Annotated in this window: 10 protein-coding genes and 1 tRNA gene; 6 read left to right on the top strand and 5 right to left on the bottom strand. The window is 35.4% G+C overall.

The features are described 5' to 3' along the window. Positions 1 to 9 precede the first annotated feature (9 nt). Both QSV08_RS13520 and QSV08_RS13525 read right to left on the bottom strand, forming a co-directional pair. The gene (locus QSV08_RS13520) at positions 10 to 3,009 is read right to left on the bottom strand and encodes a SusC/RagA family TonB-linked outer membrane protein (protein WP_324023931.1); all 3,000 of its coding nucleotides are present in this window, start codon (positions 3,007 to 3,009) and stop codon (positions 10 to 12) included. 556 nt (positions 3,010 to 3,565) lie between these two features. Then, positions 3,566 to 3,647: transfer RNA gene (locus tag QSV08_RS13525), tRNA-Leu, on the bottom strand. Positions 3,648 to 3,775: 128 nt separating this feature from the next. Between QSV08_RS13525 and QSV08_RS13530 the strand changes: the two genes are divergently transcribed. Continuing rightward, a complete protein-coding gene (locus tag QSV08_RS13530) occupies positions 3,776 to 5,167 on the top strand; it encodes a dipeptidase (RefSeq protein WP_324023933.1) in 1,392 nt (463 codons plus the stop codon). 171 nt (positions 5,168 to 5,338) lie between these two features. Here the strand turns inward: QSV08_RS13530 and QSV08_RS13535 are convergent, their stop codons facing one another. Beyond that, positions 5,339 to 5,917, bottom strand: coding sequence for a PhnA domain-containing protein (locus QSV08_RS13535; RefSeq protein WP_324023934.1), 579 nt, complete (start codon positions 5,915 to 5,917; stop codon positions 5,339 to 5,341). A gap of 223 nt (positions 5,918 to 6,140) precedes the next feature. On the opposite strand from QSV08_RS13535, the gene QSV08_RS13540 reads away from it, so the two are divergent. The 3 genes from QSV08_RS13540 (at position 6,141) to QSV08_RS13550 (ending at position 10,787) form a co-directional block, all read left to right on the top strand. Continuing rightward, positions 6,141 to 6,506 carry a BlaI/MecI/CopY family transcriptional regulator gene (locus tag QSV08_RS13540; protein ID WP_073242260.1) on the top strand — a complete coding sequence of 122 codons (366 nt, stop codon included), beginning with the start codon at positions 6,141 to 6,143 and terminating at the stop codon, positions 6,504 to 6,506. Between the two features lie 35 nt (positions 6,507 to 6,541). Next, positions 6,542 to 9,547 carry a M56 family metallopeptidase gene (locus QSV08_RS13545; protein WP_324023937.1) on the top strand — a complete coding sequence of 1,002 codons (3,006 nt, stop codon included), beginning with the start codon at positions 6,542 to 6,544 and terminating at the stop codon, positions 9,545 to 9,547. 136 nt (positions 9,548 to 9,683) lie between these two features. After that, complete coding sequence (locus QSV08_RS13550; RefSeq protein ID WP_324023939.1) at positions 9,684 to 10,787, top strand: DUF4407 domain-containing protein; 1,104 nt, start codon at positions 9,684 to 9,686, stop codon at positions 10,785 to 10,787. A 57-nt stretch (positions 10,788 to 10,844) separates the two neighbouring features. Here QSV08_RS13550 and QSV08_RS13555 read toward each other — a convergent pair whose 3' ends face one another. Continuing rightward, positions 10,845 to 10,973 carry a hypothetical protein gene (locus tag QSV08_RS13555; RefSeq protein WP_324023941.1) on the bottom strand — a complete coding sequence of 43 codons (129 nt, stop codon included), beginning with the start codon at positions 10,971 to 10,973 and terminating at the stop codon, positions 10,845 to 10,847. A 509-nt stretch (positions 10,974 to 11,482) separates the two neighbouring features. On the opposite strand from QSV08_RS13555, the gene QSV08_RS13560 reads away from it, so the two are divergent. After that, on the top strand, positions 11,483 to 16,393 hold the full coding sequence (locus tag QSV08_RS13560) for a translocation/assembly module TamB domain-containing protein (protein ID WP_324023943.1): 4,911 nt from the start codon (positions 11,483 to 11,485) through the stop codon (positions 16,391 to 16,393). Beyond that, positions 16,383 to 18,704 (top strand): BamA/TamA family outer membrane protein, encoded by a 2,322-nt coding sequence (locus tag QSV08_RS13565; protein ID WP_324023945.1) that lies wholly within the window; start codon positions 16,383 to 16,385, stop codon positions 18,702 to 18,704. The genes QSV08_RS13560 and QSV08_RS13565 overlap by 11 nt, the downstream gene beginning before the upstream one ends. An 87-nt stretch (positions 18,705 to 18,791) precedes the next feature. Here QSV08_RS13565 and QSV08_RS13570 read toward each other — a convergent pair whose 3' ends face one another. After that, entirely contained in the window at positions 18,792 to 19,793 is a 1,002-nt protein-coding gene (locus tag QSV08_RS13570) for a metal-dependent hydrolase (protein WP_324023947.1), read from the bottom strand. Between the last annotated feature and the right edge of the window lie 3 nt (positions 19,794 to 19,796).

Below are 19,796 nucleotides of genomic sequence, written 5' to 3' on the forward strand. Positions count from 1 at the left end.
TTTTAGCAATTAAAATGATACTTGTAACCCCATTAAATAGGTCTTAGGCTGAGGGTAGGCACCTCTATCGATACCAAATTCGAATAAATCGCCATTACCTACTTCAGGATCTAAACCAGAGTAATCTGTAATGGTAATCAAGTTCTGGCCACTAACATATATTCTGAATTTAGAGAATAGTTCTTGACCAAAAGCATCATTTGGTAGTGTGTACCCAATAGTTAGGTTTTTAAGTCTAGAGAAAGAACCATCTTCTACAAAACGATCGGATAATTGAATGTTCTGTGGCGCTCCACCAGCTCTTGGTACTGTAGTGGACGGGTTAGTTGGTGTCCACCTATCCAATACGGCAACACCTGCGTTGAATAATCTAGGCATACCTTCTAAATCATAGATATTGGTATTGTAAAGATCTCTACCATAGATACCTGTCCAGAACATATTGAAATCCCAGTTTTTGTAATCTGCACTTAGGTTTAGACCATACGTAAAATCTGGTAACGGATTACCGATGATATCTCTATCTTCAGAAGTAATGTCGCCATCATTGTTTAAATCCTTAAATCTAATATCACCAGGCTGTACCGTAGTTTGACCAGGATTCGCTGTAAACACCGCGTCTACTTCAGCTTGATTTTGATAGATACCATCGGTAACTAATCCGAAAAAGTGAAATAACGATTCGCCTTCGGTAACTCTTGTAATTTGTTGTGATTCAAAGGTTCCTCCATTTAGTTCATCAACACCACCCAAAGAAATAGCTTCGTTTGAACTTGTAGATAAGTTTAAATTAGCGGACCATTTAAAATCTCCTTCGAAATCATTGTAGCCTAAGCTTAATTCAAAACCAGTTGTTTCTACGGAACCTACGTTTCTAACTTGGCTACCTTCGTTAATACCTAAAGAGGTAGAAGTAGGTACCCTAATTAATAAATCATCACTTTGGTTTTCGTAGTATTCAAGGGCAGCTGTGAATTTATCGTTTGCAAACCCAAAATCAAGACCAACATTCAATTGTCTTGTTTCCTCCCATTTTAAGTCAGGATTTGCCAAACCGAATGCAGTAGTACCAACGGCATTAGAACCGGCGATCGGGTAAAGGAAATCATTGACCAATGTTGCACTATATAAATAGTTAGAGATTCTATCATTTCCAGAATACCCTAAACTACCTCTTAATTTCAAGGTACTTACGTTAGAATCAACCAAGAAATTTTCTTTGGCAATGTTCCAACCTAATGCATAAGAAGAAAACCAGCCCCAACGGTTGTTGGTACCGAATTTAGAAGAAGCATCACGTCTTAAAGATACCGCCGCGATGTATTTGTCATCATAGTTGTAGTTTAACCTTCCTAAGAAACCCAATCTGTTATACTCGAACGATGTACTTTGTAAATTAGAATCTTCATTAGATAGTTCATCTATATTATCGGAGACTGTATTTCTACTGCTTCCGTTTAAACTAGTACCCTGACTTTCAAATTTTTCAGCTAATAATAAAGCCTCAAAATTATGAACATCCGCTATAGTTTTGTTATAGGTTAAACTATTGGTGAAAATTATTGTCTGACCTGCAGAAGTGTTTTTGGTAATAGATGCAAAAGCCTGTTGGTGCGTACCACCTAAGCTATCGTCGTTATAAGATGGTATAAATCTATCGCTGGTACCTTTATAATAGTCTAGACCTACTTGCGATTTAAATGTTAGGCCATCTATGATAGCATATTCGGCAAAAATGTTACCTACTAATGCAAAAGTATTATTAATGGCATTGCCATGCTTTAATATTCTAACAGGGTTTTCGGCATCTTGTCCGTCACCGGCACTGTTAGGTCCTTGAAAACCGCCTAGGTTGTTAGGGTTGTATACTGATAAATACGGAGCGGCTTTGATCGCATGCTCTAACAATGAACGATCACCTACACCACCTGTTGGATCTGGGTTCTGTTTGTTGAAATTAACGGATAAGTTCTGTCCCAATTTCAATTTACCGAAAGTAAAATCGCTATTAGCTCTAAAAGAATATCTCTGAAACCCTGTTTCAATAATGATACCTTCTCTTTCAAAATATCCACCAGATATTCTAAAGTTACTAGTATCACTACCACCAGAAGCAGCCATATCGTAGCTTCTAATAAGTCCCGAAGTATAAATTTCATCTTGCCAGTTCGTGTTCACACCAGATGTAGACGATGGAGTGTTTGGTACGATACCAAAAGCTTCATTAGCATATTGCAGATATTGTTCGGTATTCAACACATCATATCGTTGTGTATTCTGTTGAAAACCAGTATGGGCATTGAACGATAATTGAGTCTTACCGCTTTTACCTTTTTTAGTAGTGACGAGAATAACCCCGTTAGAACCTTGTGCGCCATATACTGCAGTGGTAGAGGCATCTTTAAGTACGTTGATAGTTTCAATATCGTTTTGGTTGATACCGGAAAGGTTACCTACGATAACCCCGTCAACAACAAATAATGGTGAGTTGTTACCGAAAGTACCTAGACCTCTAATCGTAATAGAAGGTTCAGAACCTGGTGCGCCTGTATTTACTACAGATACACCTGCAGCTCTACCTTGTAATGCTTCGGTAGCATTTGCAACCGGCACTGCATTGAGATCTTCAGATTTAACACTGGATATTGCACCGGTTACCGCAGCCCTACTTTGAGCACCATAACCAACGACCACAACCTCGTCTAAAGCCTGAGCATCTATTTCCATAGCTATATTGATCGATGATTGACCATTTACTTGCACCTTTTGTGTTTGATAACCGATGTAGCTAATAGTTAAAGTACCGTCTGAAGGAACATTAGCTAGTGCAAAGTTTCCATCAAAATCGGTTTGAGAACCGTTTGTCGTACCTGATACCACCACTGAGGCTCCTGGAAGGGGGGCTCCGGTTTCATCAGAAACAACACCGCTTACGGTCGATGTTTGTGAGTAGGCAAATTGCCCTAACATTGCAATCAATGCAATGAATGTCATTTTGAGTTTAGTCATAATTAATTAAGTTTTAAGTTGTTAGTTATTCAAATTTTTAAGTTCATTACTAGCTCCTGAATATAAACCGGGTAACATAATAATTATAAAACAAGTGGTGATTGTATTAATAATAACTCAACAGTTGATGCTATTTAGTAGTTTAAAAATTAGCATCGTTTAACAAGACTATTTTAATTGACACGTTTGTTCTATTAGCTAAACTATCAGTTTCAAAACTTACAAGTATCCTGTAGTATCCTGTTTAAAATTATAATATAATAAATATACTCGACATTTATTACGAAATATATAAAATTTAAGGTTCGTTATTGCAAATCTAGAAAAGACCCTTTAGCTTCACTCAGGATAAACTTCTCATCTCTCCGTAAAATAACATTCATTAAAAATTCTCCATAAAAAAAGCCTCTTGATTCCTCAAAAGGCTTCTCGTTGTACAAGCGGAGAGACTCCCTTCGACTGCGCTCAAGATAAACTTCTCATCTCTCCGAATAGAATCTTCAATAGATTTACTCCATAAAAAAAGCCTCTTGATTTCTCAAGAGGCTTCTCGTTGTACAGGCGGAGAGACTCGAACTCTCACACCGCAAGGCACTAGATCCTAAGTCTAGCGTGTCTACCAATTCCACCACGCCTGCATACTTTCCTAAATCACGATATGTGATTATCGGGCTGCAAATATAACGCAAAAAATCAATTCTCTAAATTTTAGCTATTTAAAAATTACGCTTTTTGTACTTTTATCAAAAGTTACACAAAATAGTACATGAAAAACGTAAAGAATTATCTATCGGAAAATAAAGACCGATTTTTAAATGAGCTTATCGAACTACTTAAGATCCCGTCTGTTAGCGCAGACCCCGCCTTTTCTCAAGACGTGTTAGATACAGCCGAAACGGTTAAAACCAGATTAGAGGAAGCAGGTTGCGATATTGTTGAAATTCATGAAACCGCAGGTTACCCAATCGTTTATGGTGAAAAAATTATAAATACTGATTTACCGACCATACTTGTATACGGTCATTATGACGTTCAACCGGCTGATCCAATTGATCTTTGGCATTCACCACCATTCGAACCTGTAATTAAAAAAACAGAGAAACACCCAGAAGGTGCCATATTCGCCCGTGGAGCTTGCGACGATAAAGGTCAAATGTACATGCATGTAAAAGCATTGGAGCTGATGGTAAAAACCAATCAACTACCATGTAATGTAAAATTCATGATTGAAGGTGAAGAGGAAGTTGGTAGTAATAACCTCGCCATCTACGTCGCTGAAAACAGAGAAAAGTTGGCAAACGATGTTATTTTAATATCAGATACAGGTATGATCGCCAATGATGTACCGTCGATAACTACAGGTTTACGCGGACTAAGTTATGTTGAAGTAGAAGTTACAGGACCAAATCGTGATTTACATTCCGGATTATATGGTGGCGCTGTTGCAAACCCTATCAACATCTTAACTAAAATGATTGCCAGTCTACATGACGAGAACAATCATATTACCATACCTGGTTTTTATGATAAGGTAGAAGAACTTTCTGCTGAAGAACGCGCAGAAATGGCAAAAGCACCTTTTAGTATTGAAAAATACCAAGAGGCTTTAGATATTGATTCTGTTTACGGCGAAAAAGGATATTCTACCAATGAGCGTAACTCCATTAGACCAACATTAGATGTTAATGGTATTTGGGGCGGATACACTGGCGAAGGTGCAAAAACGGTTATAGCTAGTAAGGCATTTGCAAAAATATCTATGCGATTGGTTCCTAATCAAGATTGGAAAGAAATTACCGATTTATTCAAAACACATTTTGAAGCTATTGCTCCAAAGGGTGTAAAAGTGGTCGTAAAACCTCATCATGGCGGACAAGGATATGTAACCCCTATTGATACCATTGCTTACAAAGCAGCTTCAAAAGCTTATGAAACTACCTTTGGTAAAAAACCGATTCCGCAACGTAGTGGTGGTAGTATTCCTATTGTTTCTTTATTTGAGCAAGAGCTAAAAAGCAAAACCATACTTATGGGCTTTGGATTAGATAGTGATGCCATACACTCCCCTAACGAACATTTCGGCGTATGGAACTACTTTAAAGGAATTGAGACCATCCCTTATTTCTATGAGTATTTTACAGAAATGACTAAGAAGTAGTTGACAGTTGACAGTTGACAGTTGACAGTTGACAGTTGACAGTTGACAGTTGACAGTTGACAGTTGACTATAAATTAAAAAACAAACGTCTTTGCGAGCAAAGACGTTTGTTTTATTATATAAAGAAAATTTGTTGATGATAAATTGATTCCAAGAACCACCAACTAACAACTATAATTTCTTAACGTACTTGGTAATTATAACCGTCATTGTAGGTCCTACTTTACCTTCTATATATTCTGCGTTTTCACGATCTAATGAAATTCTTCGTACTGCAGTACCTTGTTTAGCAACTTGGCTAGATCCTTTAATTTTCAAATCTTTTACTAAAACAACGCTATCGCCATTTTCTAAAATTACTCCGTTTACATCGCGGTGAATAATCTTGTCAGCCTCAGCTAAACCTTCGCCTGTTGCTTTTGCCCACACCAAAGCCTCAGGCTCTAAATAAATCATATCTAATAAATCTTTAGGCCAACCTTCAGATTTTAATCTAGATAACATTCTCCAAGCCACAACTTTCACAGAATCATACTCACTCCACATACTGTCATTAAGACAACGCCAGTGGTTTGCATCCATTTGCTCAGGATCTTCAATTTGCGTTCGGCATGTTTCGCATGCTAAAATACTAGAATCGACTCCGCTAATAGAAACTGGTTCTACTTCAAAAACTTCTAAATTATTGGTTCCCGTACATAATTCGCAAGTGGAGCCACTACGTGCTTCCAAATCAGCTAATACACTCATTATTCATTATTTTTATAATACGAATTTACATCTTTTAAGTGGGTCAATTGGACCTTTCCCCAAAGAATTGGGGTCGGGCTATACATTACAAGTACGCTTTGCTAAAAAGCAAATGCTGGCTTTTCATTACCATCCCTAAGGCAAAAATACAAAACTTACTCTACATTTGTAGAATTAAAATATTTGCTCTATGTTTGTAGAACATACTCTAAACTTATAGAAAATGCAACTATCCAAATCGGAAGAAGAATTAATGAATATTCTATGGAAGCAAAAAAAGGCGTTCATGAAAGATTTGCTCGATGCTTACCCAGAGCCAAAACCCGCGACGACGACTGTTGCCACTTTATTAAAAAGAATGGCAGACAAAAAGTTTATTGATTATAAAAGCTTTGGCAGAAGTAGAGAATACTTTCCGCTAGTAAAAAAGAAAGACTATTTCTCTAAACACGTTAACGGACTCATTAAAAACTTTTTTAATGATAGCGCTAGTCAGTTCGCATCGTTTTTTACTCAAGAAACCAACTTAAGTAAAGCTGAGTTAGAAGAATTGAAAAAGCTAATAGACGTAGAAATCGAAAAGAAGTAATTATGGTAATTTACCTTTTAAAATCCGCCGCATGTATGAGCATATTTCTGCTCTTCTACAAACTCCTATTGGAGAAAGAAAGCATGCACCATTTTAAAAGATATTTTCTATTAACCGCCGTCATCACTTCTTTTATAATACCTCAAATAGTTTTTACGGAATATGTTGAAATAAAACCCACCACTGCAGTTACTCAAGTTGTAACCATTGGTCAACAAACAGAAATTTCACCTGTAGTTCAAGTTGTCAAAGAATCACCCATGAATTGGTCTTTAATACTATGGACTCTCTACGGATTAGGAGCCGCCGGATTCGGATTTCGTTTTATGTTTAACCTATTTAAAATCTGGAAACGTATTCGTAACAACCCAAAAACCAAACATAGTGCTATCTATAGAATACTATTAAAAGAACAACTGCCTCCGCATACTTTTTTACGATATATTTTTCTAAACAAGCAAAAACTTGAGACCAACAGTATACCTAATTCTGTACTACTGCATGAAGAAACCCATGCTATACAAAGGCATAGTTTAGATGTACTTTTTCTTGAAGTATTGCAAGTGGTATTTTGGTTCAATCCGTTAATCTATGCATTTAAAAAAACAATTAAACTAAACCATGAATTCTTAGCAGATAGTGCCGTACTTAATGGTCAAGAAGACCATTTAAACTATCAAAATACATTACTGTCGTACTTATCAAACGACAGCTTTAACACCCATCAATCAGTTGGTATCGCAAATGCCATAAATTATTCATCAACTCGCCTGACCGTATTTGGAAAAACCTTCAATATTGGTAACCCATACGGGCAGGTCAAAAAACGATTCATCATCATGAAAAAACAAACATCAAAAAAGAGTATCCTGTTACGAAGCTTATTGCTACTGCCAGTATTAGCTTTAATGCTCTACGGATTTAGTCAAAAAAATGTGGTATCGCAAAACACGATTAAAGACATTAATATTGAAATCACAAAAACTGGAGATTTATTAATCAACGATAAACCAGCAACATTAAAAAACCTTTCTACAGAAGTAGTAAGAATCAATCAAAATTCAGGTCCATATATTACTAAAAACTATCTGACAGCTCATATTCTTTATGACGAAAATCAGTATAAATTAATTGAGGAAGTTGAGTCACAATTAAAGGCAATCGGAATTTCTAACATTGAACATTTTAGTGAAAGAACTACAAATATTCTTGGTAAAAACGGATTTGAACCAAGTGAATATCATGGTAAAACTATAGATGAGGCACAAAGAATAAGAAGGAATAATGTTTTTAATGAGCTTAAAACCGATGATAACCATGAACCATTACTAGAAATAGTGTGGATAGAAGTAAAGAATGAAAACCAAATTTGGTTCAATGACCAACAAGTTCAATTGTCACAACTAAATGAAAAGATAAAGGCAGAATTTCCATTGGCGGTTAAGAACAACAAATTATCAGCGCAAATTTATTCTACAGAGAATATCAATTCAGAATTCACAGATATTGTTACAAAAGAATTGAGAAAGCTAAACACGAAAAGTATTACTGTTTTCATGGACAAACCTGTAAATAATAACGAAGCTTTTACTTTACAAGGAGATTGGTTAAATGCAGATAACGAGTTAGAAATATTTAATATCAAAAAAGAAAAAGACAATCTATATTGGGGGTTAGCGCAGAATAACACAGTTTATTTTGAAAAAATAAATGATAATTATTACTATATCCCTAATGTCAGTGACAATAAAACAAAGGTTGAATTAAGCTCAGCAAAAGGAACTATCAGCTTTGATGACAAAAAGTATATCCGTAAAGAAAAAAGCTTAAGAAATAAATTAAATGGCACTTGGATAAACGAAGAAAATAACACTAAACTAATTGTTTCCGAACAAGATATTTATATGGTTTTTGATCTCTTAAAAGGAAACAAAAAACCTGTTCGTTATTATCCTAAAAAACGCGGAAACAGTTATTATTTCACCTATGGTTATGAAGATTGGTCGTTTAGAATTGAAAATAATCAATTAGTTGACTCAAGAGGAAATCATTATACCAAAAAAGAGAAACAGCTAACTACCATACCTAAGATAACAGTAAACATCAATAAAGAAGGAAAATTACTTGTACAAGATGATCTGGTTGAATTAAAAAAATTACAGAACTATTTATCTAAAATAAACTCTCATTTAACTATCAACGAGAGAAAGCAATTTGTAAAAACTATAATAAAGGTTGTACCTGACAGCCCTAAAGAAGTCATATCAAAAGTAGAGCAAGAATTAATTGCATACGGAGCAGCTACTATTGATATACAGGAATACAACCCTAAAACCAATAAAGTAGCGCGTACAGCAACTTCGGTTCAAATATCAAAATACAATTCCCTTGCAACAAGTTATAACAACATGATATCTGAGGGAGGAAATATTCGCATCATGAAATCTGATGTTGATCAGCTAACATATATCTACGGATTAATGTCTGCTAAACAAAAAACCTCCGCAGCCCCATTCCCTGATTTCCCGGAGCCACCACCTGCTCCAATGGCACCTAAAGTGGCAAAAGGAGAAAAAAGTAACATTCCTCCACCACCAGCGCCAAAAGAACCAGAAACACTTATAGAGTCATCATTAAATTTCCCTGCACCGCCTCGCTCACCCGATGCACCAAAAACACTAAACACGACTAACTATGCTAGTAACCAACTTAAAGAAATAATTAAAAATCAGGATCCATATGACCACATAACTCTTGACACTAAAGCGATAAATGGTATCCCATCAACAACGCATACTCAATACACGTTAGTAAAACCTTCAAGTGCGATTGCACCCTCACCTCCTACTCCACCTTCACCATTAGATTATGCTATTAGCATGGCAAAAAAAGGAGCTACATTTTTATTCGAAGGAAATGAAATCTCTTCTGATAGCGCCATTGATTTACTAAAAAATAATAAAGAGTTAAATATAGAATCTAGAGAGAAAAATGGGCAGGCAGAAGTAAGAATTACCAAAGAACCTGTAACAATCGAATGACAACAACGTCAAACATATGTTAAAGCCCTCTTTACGAGGGCTTTTTGCGTACCAAAAGTGAAAAAGTTACGTTCACCCAGTATACATCATCATCAACTTATACACTATTAAGTGTGTAAGAATCAAATCAATCATCATGATACAAGACTTCTTTATTCTCTGCTCAGGAGCAGACTCCGAACTTTTAAAAACATGCTCTAAAGGTGAGCAAAACAAGTATGCTGGCATAGGTGCTACCGTATTTTTTACTGCAGTTATGGCATTTATTGCTAGTAGCTATGCACTTTTTACTGTTTTTGATAATGTTTATGCTGCGGTATTTTTTGGTTTCATTTGGGGATTATTGATATTCAATTTAGACCGTTTTATTGTTGCTACTATTAAAAAGAGAAACAACTTTGGTCAAGAATTTTTACAGGCTACTCCGCGTATTATTCTTGCGGTTATTATTGCCATTGTGATTTCAAAACCTTTGGAAATGAAAATTTTCGAGAAAGAAATCAATCAGGTATTATTAGAGCAAAAGAATGAACTGACCTTAGCCAATAAAGACCAACTTGCACTGCAATACACTCCGAAAGTAGAACAATTAAATAATGACATTGCTGCATTAAAATATGAAGTTTCAATAAAGGAAACAGAGACGAATGCACTTTATGATATTTACATCAATGAAGCGGAAGGTACTGCCGGCACAAAGTTATTAGGCAAAGGTCCTGTTTATGCCGAAAAACGAGATAAGCATGATGCTGCACTTGCGGAATTACAAGCACTAAAAACTACAAATAATGAAAAAGTATCGGCGATAGAATCTCAAATTGCCGTATTAGATAATGAATATGCCGAAGTGGTTAAAAATTCGCAACCTATAATAGACGGTTTCGACGGATTAATGGCTAGAATTACTGCCTTAGACGAATTACCATGGCTACCATCGTTCTTTATATTCCTGTTGTTTTTAGCTATAGAAACTTCACCAATAATAGCTAAGCTACTTGCCCCTAAAGGGGAATATGATATTAAGTTAGAAGAGGAAGAAAGCATTCTTTCTACTTGGGTCGAGCAAAAACTGGCGCAACGAAAACTAATTGCGTCAACTGATAGTGAAATCAATCAGAAAATATATGAAGACTTAAAAGGAGAAGAAGAGCTATTCGGCTACAAAAAGAAAAAGGCAGAAGAACTGCTACGTCTGCAAGCAGATAGTTTTCATAGAATTCAGACCAAAGGGTTAAAATAGAAAAAGACCAATATTTCTATTGGTCTTTGGTGATTTGGGGGAACTACCTGAACACTATTATTTTGCCATAGCTTCTAGTATCAATTCTGAATTTGTAATATTAAAATTGTTGATTTCAAAAATTTCATCTTGGTTCGCTGATTCAAAATAACCTAAACATTTTTTAAAATTTGAAACAGTTTTCATAAGATTCAGTTTAAATGATATTGTTTGCTAATCGTTAATTACACTTCAAAGGTATTTAGTTAAAGCTTTTTAAATTTATAGATATTGACTAAGCGCTAATATGTATAGACCAAATAACAAAGTGTATAGACGAACTGTTTTCATCTTTTAAATTCTAGGCTTTAGAACCCTATAACATATAATACATTATGTTTTTTACCGATAATCTTCGTAGCAAATAAGCTAAATTTATACATTGGTAGTCTTAACTTTGCATATTAATGGCATCATTTAAAGAATCCAAGAAAAAGAAAAGAAGGTTTTACAACCTCGTTATCATAATCGTATTGTTAATTATAATTGCTACAGGTTTTATGGCACAACTAGAATGGTAACATTTCAGTTGAAAATTGAACGTTAGAATTCAATCCTTTAGTGTTTACCATATGACCCACACAAATTCAAAATTCAAAAAGTATTTAAAGCTCCTGGGTAAAATTATCCTTGGTGTGTTATTGCTGTTTTTTATTTTGATTTTAGTAGTTCGAACTCCCTGGGCTCAAAACTTCATTGTAACTAAAGTCACTAATTATATAGCAGACAAAACGAATACTAAGGTAGCAGTTGGCAAATTGTATCTTACATTCTCAGGCGACATTCAAGTAGAAAATGTATTTCTAGAAGACAAAAAAGGTGATACTTTATTCTATTCAAAATCCCTTCAAGCAGATATTCCTATTTACCCCATTGTTTTTAAAAATTCATTATCGATAGATGATGTTACCTCAAACGGTGTGGTTGCCAATATCAGTAGAGACGATAATCCCGACGAATTTAATTTCACTTTTCTTATTGATGCATTAACGACGCCAACAGATAGTACAGCACCTGCTTCAGAAGCCATGAATATTGATGTAGGTAATTTAGACTTGACCGATTGGAAGCTGAAGTATAACGATACTTATTTAGGAACGGATATAAACCTCCTACTTGGTAAACTAGATGTAGCTGTTTCTGAATTTGATTTAGAAAAAATGAAGTTTTCTTTGGATGAATTAAATCTAAACAATACCCAATTCACCTATAATCAAACACACCCATTTCCGGTTACAGAAGATACTACAAGTACTGCGCTACCATTTATAAAGGTAGAAGATTTTAAAGTTGAAAATGTAGCTGTCAACTACAACAGCCAACCAGATGGCTTACAAACTCAATTAAAATTAGGCACTATTGAACTAACAGATATACTCGCTGATGTTTCTAAAAACAGATATGAAACAGATGACCTTTTATTTCAAGATTCGCAGATTGCTATTCAAATAAAAAGTGAAGAAGTTGTACAAGACGACACAACCGAGAATTCAGCTTTTGAATGGCCAGAATTTATCATTGCAGCGAACGATATTAACATTGCGAAAAACACATTTAGTTACTCTTTAAATGGCAATGTTAGTAATTCAGATACTTTCAATCCTGATGCATTTAAAATTCAAAACTTTGAACTGTTAGCTAAAAATCTAACATACCAACCAGAGAAATTTAATGCCGATGTTTCTAAGTTTTCTTTTTCAGAACCGAGTGGTATTCGCTTAAATCAATTGGCTTTTAAGGTAGGTTTATCAGATACCGAAGCATCTCTTCAGGATCTTGTTTTTCATATGAACCAAAGCTCAGCGAATGCCAACTTAGCTATTCAATTTAACTCCTTAAAAGGGGCAATAAAAAACCCCGAAAAAACTAACTTATCAGCAGAGATATCTAATCTTAACCTAGAGTTAGAAGATGTACTGAAGTTACTCCCAGAGCTTGCTCAAAATCAGTATTTAGATTCTTTGGCTGCAAAACCTATTACCGGCAACCTAAAGGCTATCGGTAGCCTAGATAAAGTCAATGATTTTAATACAAATCTACAATGGGGAAAAGATACAAAACTGACTGCAAAAGGTAGTATCAGCAATCTTACCAATATAGATTCGCTAACCTACAATTTGAACAATATTAGCCTTAACAGCACTAAATCGGCTATTGACAAAATAATATCGTCTAAAGAATTAGGAATTTCCATCCCAGAAACTATACTCGCAGCGGGTAATTTATCTGGAGGTACAACGTGGGTAAAGCCTGATATTAATATTAAAATACCAGAAGGATCTGCAACGATAAATGCTCTTGTAAATTTTGATGACACCATGAAATTTAATGGTCAAATTTCTGTTGATAGTCTGCAATTAGGAAAGCTGTTACAAAATGACCAATTAGGTGAAATATCATTAAACGTAAAAGGTAATGGGTCAGGTACTGAAGTTGGTAATATCGATGCTACGATTAATGGCAATATTTCTCAATTTAATTATGGCGGATATGATTATAAAGAGGTTGTCATTAACGGTATTTTGAAAGATGGAAATGGTAATATAACAGCAAATATCAACGACCCAAATTTGAATATGAAAGCAAATGCCACTATGGCTCTTTCATCACAAGAAAATGACATTACGTTTACTTCAAATATCATTGGTGCAGATTTACAACAGCTTGCTATTACAAAACAAAACATAAAAATTGCAGCAAATATTATTGGAGACTACAAAGGCTCGCCATCTAATTTTACTATAAATACGACTATTGAAGACGGCATTACAATTGCAAATAACAAACAATATCAAATTTCTACCATTGCCTTAAAAGCCCATATTGAAGATTCAATTACTGACGTTTCTATACAAAGCAATTTCTTGAACGGACTATTGGCATCTAATGCATCTCCAAATCGTATTAACGCTGCCTTAAAAAAACAACTAGAGCATTATTTCTCAACAGATGATACTACGTTTGAAGCTGAGGACGATATCGATGCAAAACTGTCACTTGCCATTATACCTACTCCCGTTTTATCTAAAGTGTTTTTTAATGGAGTTAAAGACTTAGACTCCGTAAATATAGATGCTAGTTTCAATTCTAAAAAGCGAAAGATATCTGCCGAAGTAAAAGTACCGCACATTGCATACGCAGGTAGTTCTGTTGACAGTTTAAACGCTTATATAAAAGGTGATTCGGTAGACCTAAAGTTCTCTGCTGGTTTGGCAGATTTAATTTATGAACCCATACATTTAAAGCAGACGTATTTAGAAGGAAGCCTTAAAAATAAAGAATTACAACTAGACTTTACTTCTAAGAACGACACTGTACAGGTAATGCACATAGGATCGGGATTGACATTTGAAAGGGATACTATAAAACTTCATATTGACCCTGAAAATTTGATATTAAATAAAAAGCAATGGGAAATACCTGAGGAAAATAACATAGTCATAGCTGATGCATATTCGGACTTTGAAAATGTTGTCTTGACCAGAAATGCTCAAAAATTAGAAATATCAAACAAGTTTCCGAAAATAAAGAGGGAACATATTGCCGTTCTATTTGAACACTTTCAGTTGCAGACTTTTCTTAGCTTTTTCAATCCAGATGAAGCATTGGCTAGTGGCAAAGTAGAAGGTGACCTTGTCATTCTTAATCCGTATACAGCCTCTGGCCTGGTTGCAAATATAAATATCAAAGATTTTCAAGTACTTCAAAATTCGTTAGGCACCTTAACCTTAGACGCATCTTCTAAATCCTTATCAGAATATGATTTTGATTTGGCAATGAAAGATGGTGGTGCCAATCTTACCTTAACAGGAGACTATACTTCTAAAGAGAATACCGCATATTTAAATATGGAACTTGATATTCAAAAGCTGCAAGCCAGTATCCTTCAAGGGTTTTCTAATGAACAATTAACAAATGCCAAAGGGTATTTAGATGGAAGCTTATTGGTAAAAGGTTCTCTTGCCGAGCCTAAATATTCTGGTAGAATAAATTTTAATGAATTCGGTTTAAGCTTAAACGCCTACAAATCTGCCTTTACCATCGACAATCAATCTATAGATATTGATCAAAATGACATCACTTTCAATTCATTTACTATAAGCGACATCAACCAGAGTACATTAACTGTAGACGGCAATATCATTACCGAAAGCTTTGCGAACCCAGGTTTTGATCTTTCGGTAAAAACCGATCAATTTAGGGTGTTAGATTCTAAAAGAGGAGATGATGAACTGGTATATGGTACTGCCAGTATTCAGGCAGACGTTACCGTAAAAGGAGATTTGAAATTACCGGTTATAGACGGAAAACTACGTGTACGAGATGTTACCGACCTCACCTACATAGTACCTCAAGATCAATTGGATATTCAGGAACGTGATGGTGTAGTCATTTTTGTAAATAGAGAAAACCCTGATGCTATCCGAACAAGATCGGATGAGGAAGCAACCAATTCCTTTTTCGCAGGTATGGATATCAATACCATATTAGAAATTGGTGACGAAGCTAAATTTACTATTGTTCTTGATGAAAAAACACAAGATAAACTACAGGCATCTGGTAGTGCAACACTGAATTTAAATATAGACCCCAATCAAGATATTCGCCTTTCGGGCAGATTAGAATTAACCTCTGGGTTCTACAGAACAAGCTTATATAATCTAGTGAGCCGCGAGTTTCAATTACAGAAAGGAAGTAGTATTATTTGGAGCGGTGATCCTTATGACGCTAAAATGGATGTTACCGCTATTTATGAAATAGAAACTTCTGCCTCTTCGTTAATGTCATCTATAAGTTATGGTTCGGACAGCAGTGTTTCTGGCACATACCAACAGGCAGCAGATTTTTTGGTTTACCTCAATATTGACGGACAGCTAACACAACCCGAAATATCATTTGCTTTAGACATGCCCGAGAGCGAACAAGGTAATAATGGTGGTGCCGTATATAGTAGAGTACAACAATTGAACGAACAGGAATCTGAATTGAACAAACAGGTATTCTCGCTTTTGGTCCTGAACCGTTTTTACCCAACTTCAGGTAGTGATGGTAGTAGCGGCGGCGCTATATCTATTGCCAAGAACAATGTAAACAAAGTACTATCAAATGAGCTAACTTCCATCTCCAGTAAACTACTGGGCAATACCGGTTTTGAGCTTGGTTTTGATTTGGACAGTTTTGAAGATTATGAAAGTGGTACTGCAGAAAGTAGAACGCAGCTAAACATTAGCGCTAGTAAAAAGCTATTTAATGACAGGTTGATAGTTACAGCTGGTAGTGCCGTAGATGTAGAAGGTAGTGCCTCATCTAGTGAGACCGAAACACCATTAATTGGCAATGTAACATTAGAGTATTTGCTTAACGAAAAAGGTACCTATAGGCTTAAAGGTTTTAGAAAACAAGAGTATCAAAATATTATAGACGGGCAATTGATCATTACCGGAATTGCCTTTATTTTTAATCGTGAATTCAACAAATTCAGTCAACTGTTCAATCCGTTAAGAAAAAAACATTCTAACAAAGAAGGGTCAAAAAAAGATAAGAAAGAAGAGGACATTGAAAAATAGAAAATTTACATATCGTGCTATACTTTGCGCAGCATTAGTATTCGCCTATTCTTGTGGTATAGAAAAATATATACCAGAAGGCGAGCAATTGTATACTGGAGCTACCCTTGAATTAAATTCTGAAAGTGAACTTAAAGACGAAAAAGAAGTAAAATCAGCATTACTTAATCTCATTGAGCCCAGCCCAAACACCAAGTTTTTGGGTATGAAACCTGCCTTGTTTTTTCATTATAAAGCACAGCGAGAAAAACCAGGGTTCTTATATAAATTTCTCAATAAATCTTTCGGTGAAGAACCTGTATACTTTTCAGATGTAAACCCTGACCGCGTAGAAGAATTAATATTGAACAGACTTGATAATAACGGGTTTTTCTATAGTCAATCTGAATCTGAAACGGTAATTGAGGATAAATTTGCATCTGTTCATTATTCTGCCAAATTACCGGCACCCTACGTTCTTGAAAATTATAAATTGGAATCTGACACCTTACCAATGTATAAGGAAATAATAAAAATGCTGCCGAAAACAGCATTAAAAAAAGGAGACCGTTTTGATTTGGATTTATTAAAAGCCGAAAGAGTACGCCTAAATAATGGGTTAAAGCAAAAAGGCTTTTACAACAGTCAAGAAGACCTGTTAATCTTTGAAGCAGATACCAACCAATACAAGAATAGAAAGTTTGATTTATTCCTTAGACTCAAAAAAGAAGTACCATTGCGTGCCTCTATACCCTATAGAATCGATTCCATTTCAGTATATCCAAATTATAGTATAGAAGCGGACAGTATACCTTTAACGAAAGAGAATGTTACCCAAATTGGCAGTATAGATTTCATACAGGACAGGTTTTATTTCAAACCAAAATTATTAAAATCTTATCTATTAATTAATGAAGGTCATCTTTACAATGCCAATAATTCTAAACTAACTAGTAGTAGATTATCTGCTTTAGGTAGTTATAAGTACGTAAATATACAATACACGGAACTTGACACCACTGCAACGGACGGTAATGCCGGTTCTTTAGCAGCAGAAATCTATTTAGCCCCATTAACCAAGCGATCCATAAGAGCAGAAATACAAGCCGTTTCTAGATCTAACGGTTACACCGGTCCTGGTATTTTATTGAGTCATACCAACAGAAATGTTTTCAACGGTGGTGAAACCTTCAGTGTCTCGGCAGATTTTTCTTATGAATTACAGCTATCTAACAGCGATTCTAATTTAAGTAGTATTGCAGGTGGTTTAAGTGCCGATTTGATTATACCGAGATCCATACCATTCTCTCCAAAAAGATTTAAATACGCGGTACCTAAAACTAAAATATCTGTTGGGGTTGATTTTTTACAGCGTAGTGATTTGTTTACCCTAAGTTCTGTAAATAGTAGCTTTGGGTACACCTGGAAAGAAAACGAATATGTATATCATACATTAGATCCAATCAGTATCAACTATTCTAGACTATCTAATGTGACCAATGAATTTCAGGCAATTTTAGATGATAATGAATATTTAAGTCAAAGTTTTGAACAGCGCTTTATAGCAGGTCTGTTATATAGTTTCACCTATGACGAAGTATCTAATCTAAATAAAGAAAAACCCATTTATTTTTCTACAAATTTTGATTTGGCAGGAAATGCCTTAAGCTTATTCAGTGGTGGTTCAAATACTATTTTTGGCTCGGAATATGCGCAGTATGCAAAAGTAGATGCCGATTTACGGCTTTACTTAAGATGGAAAAATGAACGCACTTTGGTATCTAGACTATACGCCGGTTGGGGTGTACCTTATGGCAATAGCACCACCTTACCTTTCGTTAAGCAATTTTATTCTGGCGGTCCATACAGTGTACGCGCCTTTGATATTAGATCTATAGGACCTGGTAATTTTTATCCGGATACAGAAGATGACACCACAGACTATTATGACCAATCTGGTAACTTAAAATTAGAAGCTAATGTGGAATATCGTTTTCCGTTATTCTCTTATTTAAAAGGTGCCTTTTTTGTTGATGCAGGAAACGTATGGCTAACGGGAGATTATTCTGACCTTTTAAATGACGAATCTATTAGTACTTCGTCTGAAGCACTTTTTACAGATGGCAAATTTGAGAAAGATTGGCTAAGTGAAGTAGCAGCAGGTGTAGGTTTTGGTGTGCGATTAGATATTCAAAGTTTTGTAATTCGTTTAGATTTGGCTTCTCCATTACGTATACCATACTTGGACAAAAACGAACGTTGGAATGTGCCATTCTTCGGAAATGCAGATAACAACATGACGCTGAACTTTGCTATCGGTTATCCATTTTAAGAAACTAAGCTAACGTTGTATAGCTACTTAGATTACAATTTAAAGAAATTTGAATGTTTGGTTGAGCGCAGTCAAAACCTCCATTCATTAATTCCCCCACATACGTTGCCACAGAGCAGCCATTAACCGTTTTGCATCTCTTTTAAACTTCGGTCTTTCTTCTACAATTAAATCATCACCATCTGGCACTAACTTATAACTGAATGCAAATTGGCTTTCATTTTCGTTTAAGCTAATGAGTCCGAATCTTAGGTCATTAAAATACAGTTGCCCCTCTTTTTCGGTAATGGTATACCAGCCTTCGGTTATTTTTATCAGTCGTTCAATTTTATCATTCGTAGCCCATCTCCCTAATAAGTCATGATTTTTAGGATATGATATAAATGAAATTGGTTGGCTATCAAAAAAAGAATAATCGCCCATTAAATAGGCATCTTCAGTGTCTATATTAGCCATCCACAGCACAGTATTCAAAGGCGCAGGTCTTGTATTCATTTCAGTATACGAAATACCTTGCTCATCAAGCGCCTTCTCAAATTTCTGAAAAGCGATTCCTTTTAGGACCAAGGTCAACAGTAAATAAGCACTACTAATGACCAGACCCAATTGCACATATTTTCTACGTTTTACAGCAGTGCGTTTTTGAAACATAGCCAGTATCAAGAAGATAATAAACGGAACCGTATACAAAGGATCTATCACAAAAACACTTTGAAACGCCAATCTTGTTTTAAAGGGCCAAAACAATTGCGTACCCCACGTAGTAAAAGCATCTAATAACGGGTGCGTAAATAATCCCCAGAACATTAACCAAGACCACTCTTTCCAAGTAGCCGATTCTTTCTTATTAATCTTCCAAACCAACCACCCAAATACAGGAGCGAAGAGTACAGAAAAGAAAATGGAGTGACTAAAACCTCTATGCCATTCCGTAGCTGTAACCGTATCAAGAAAATAACGTGTTATGACATCTAAATCGGGTATAGTACCAGCAATAGCCCCATAAAGCATTGCCTTGTTACCGACCTTTTTACCAAGAACTGCTTCGCCAACGGCTGCGCCAAGTACAATTTGTGTTAATGAATCCATTTA

The sequence above is a fragment of the Maribacter sp. BPC-D8 genome (assembly GCF_035207705.1).
In the GTDB taxonomy this organism is placed as follows: domain Bacteria; phylum Bacteroidota; class Bacteroidia; order Flavobacteriales; family Flavobacteriaceae; genus Maribacter.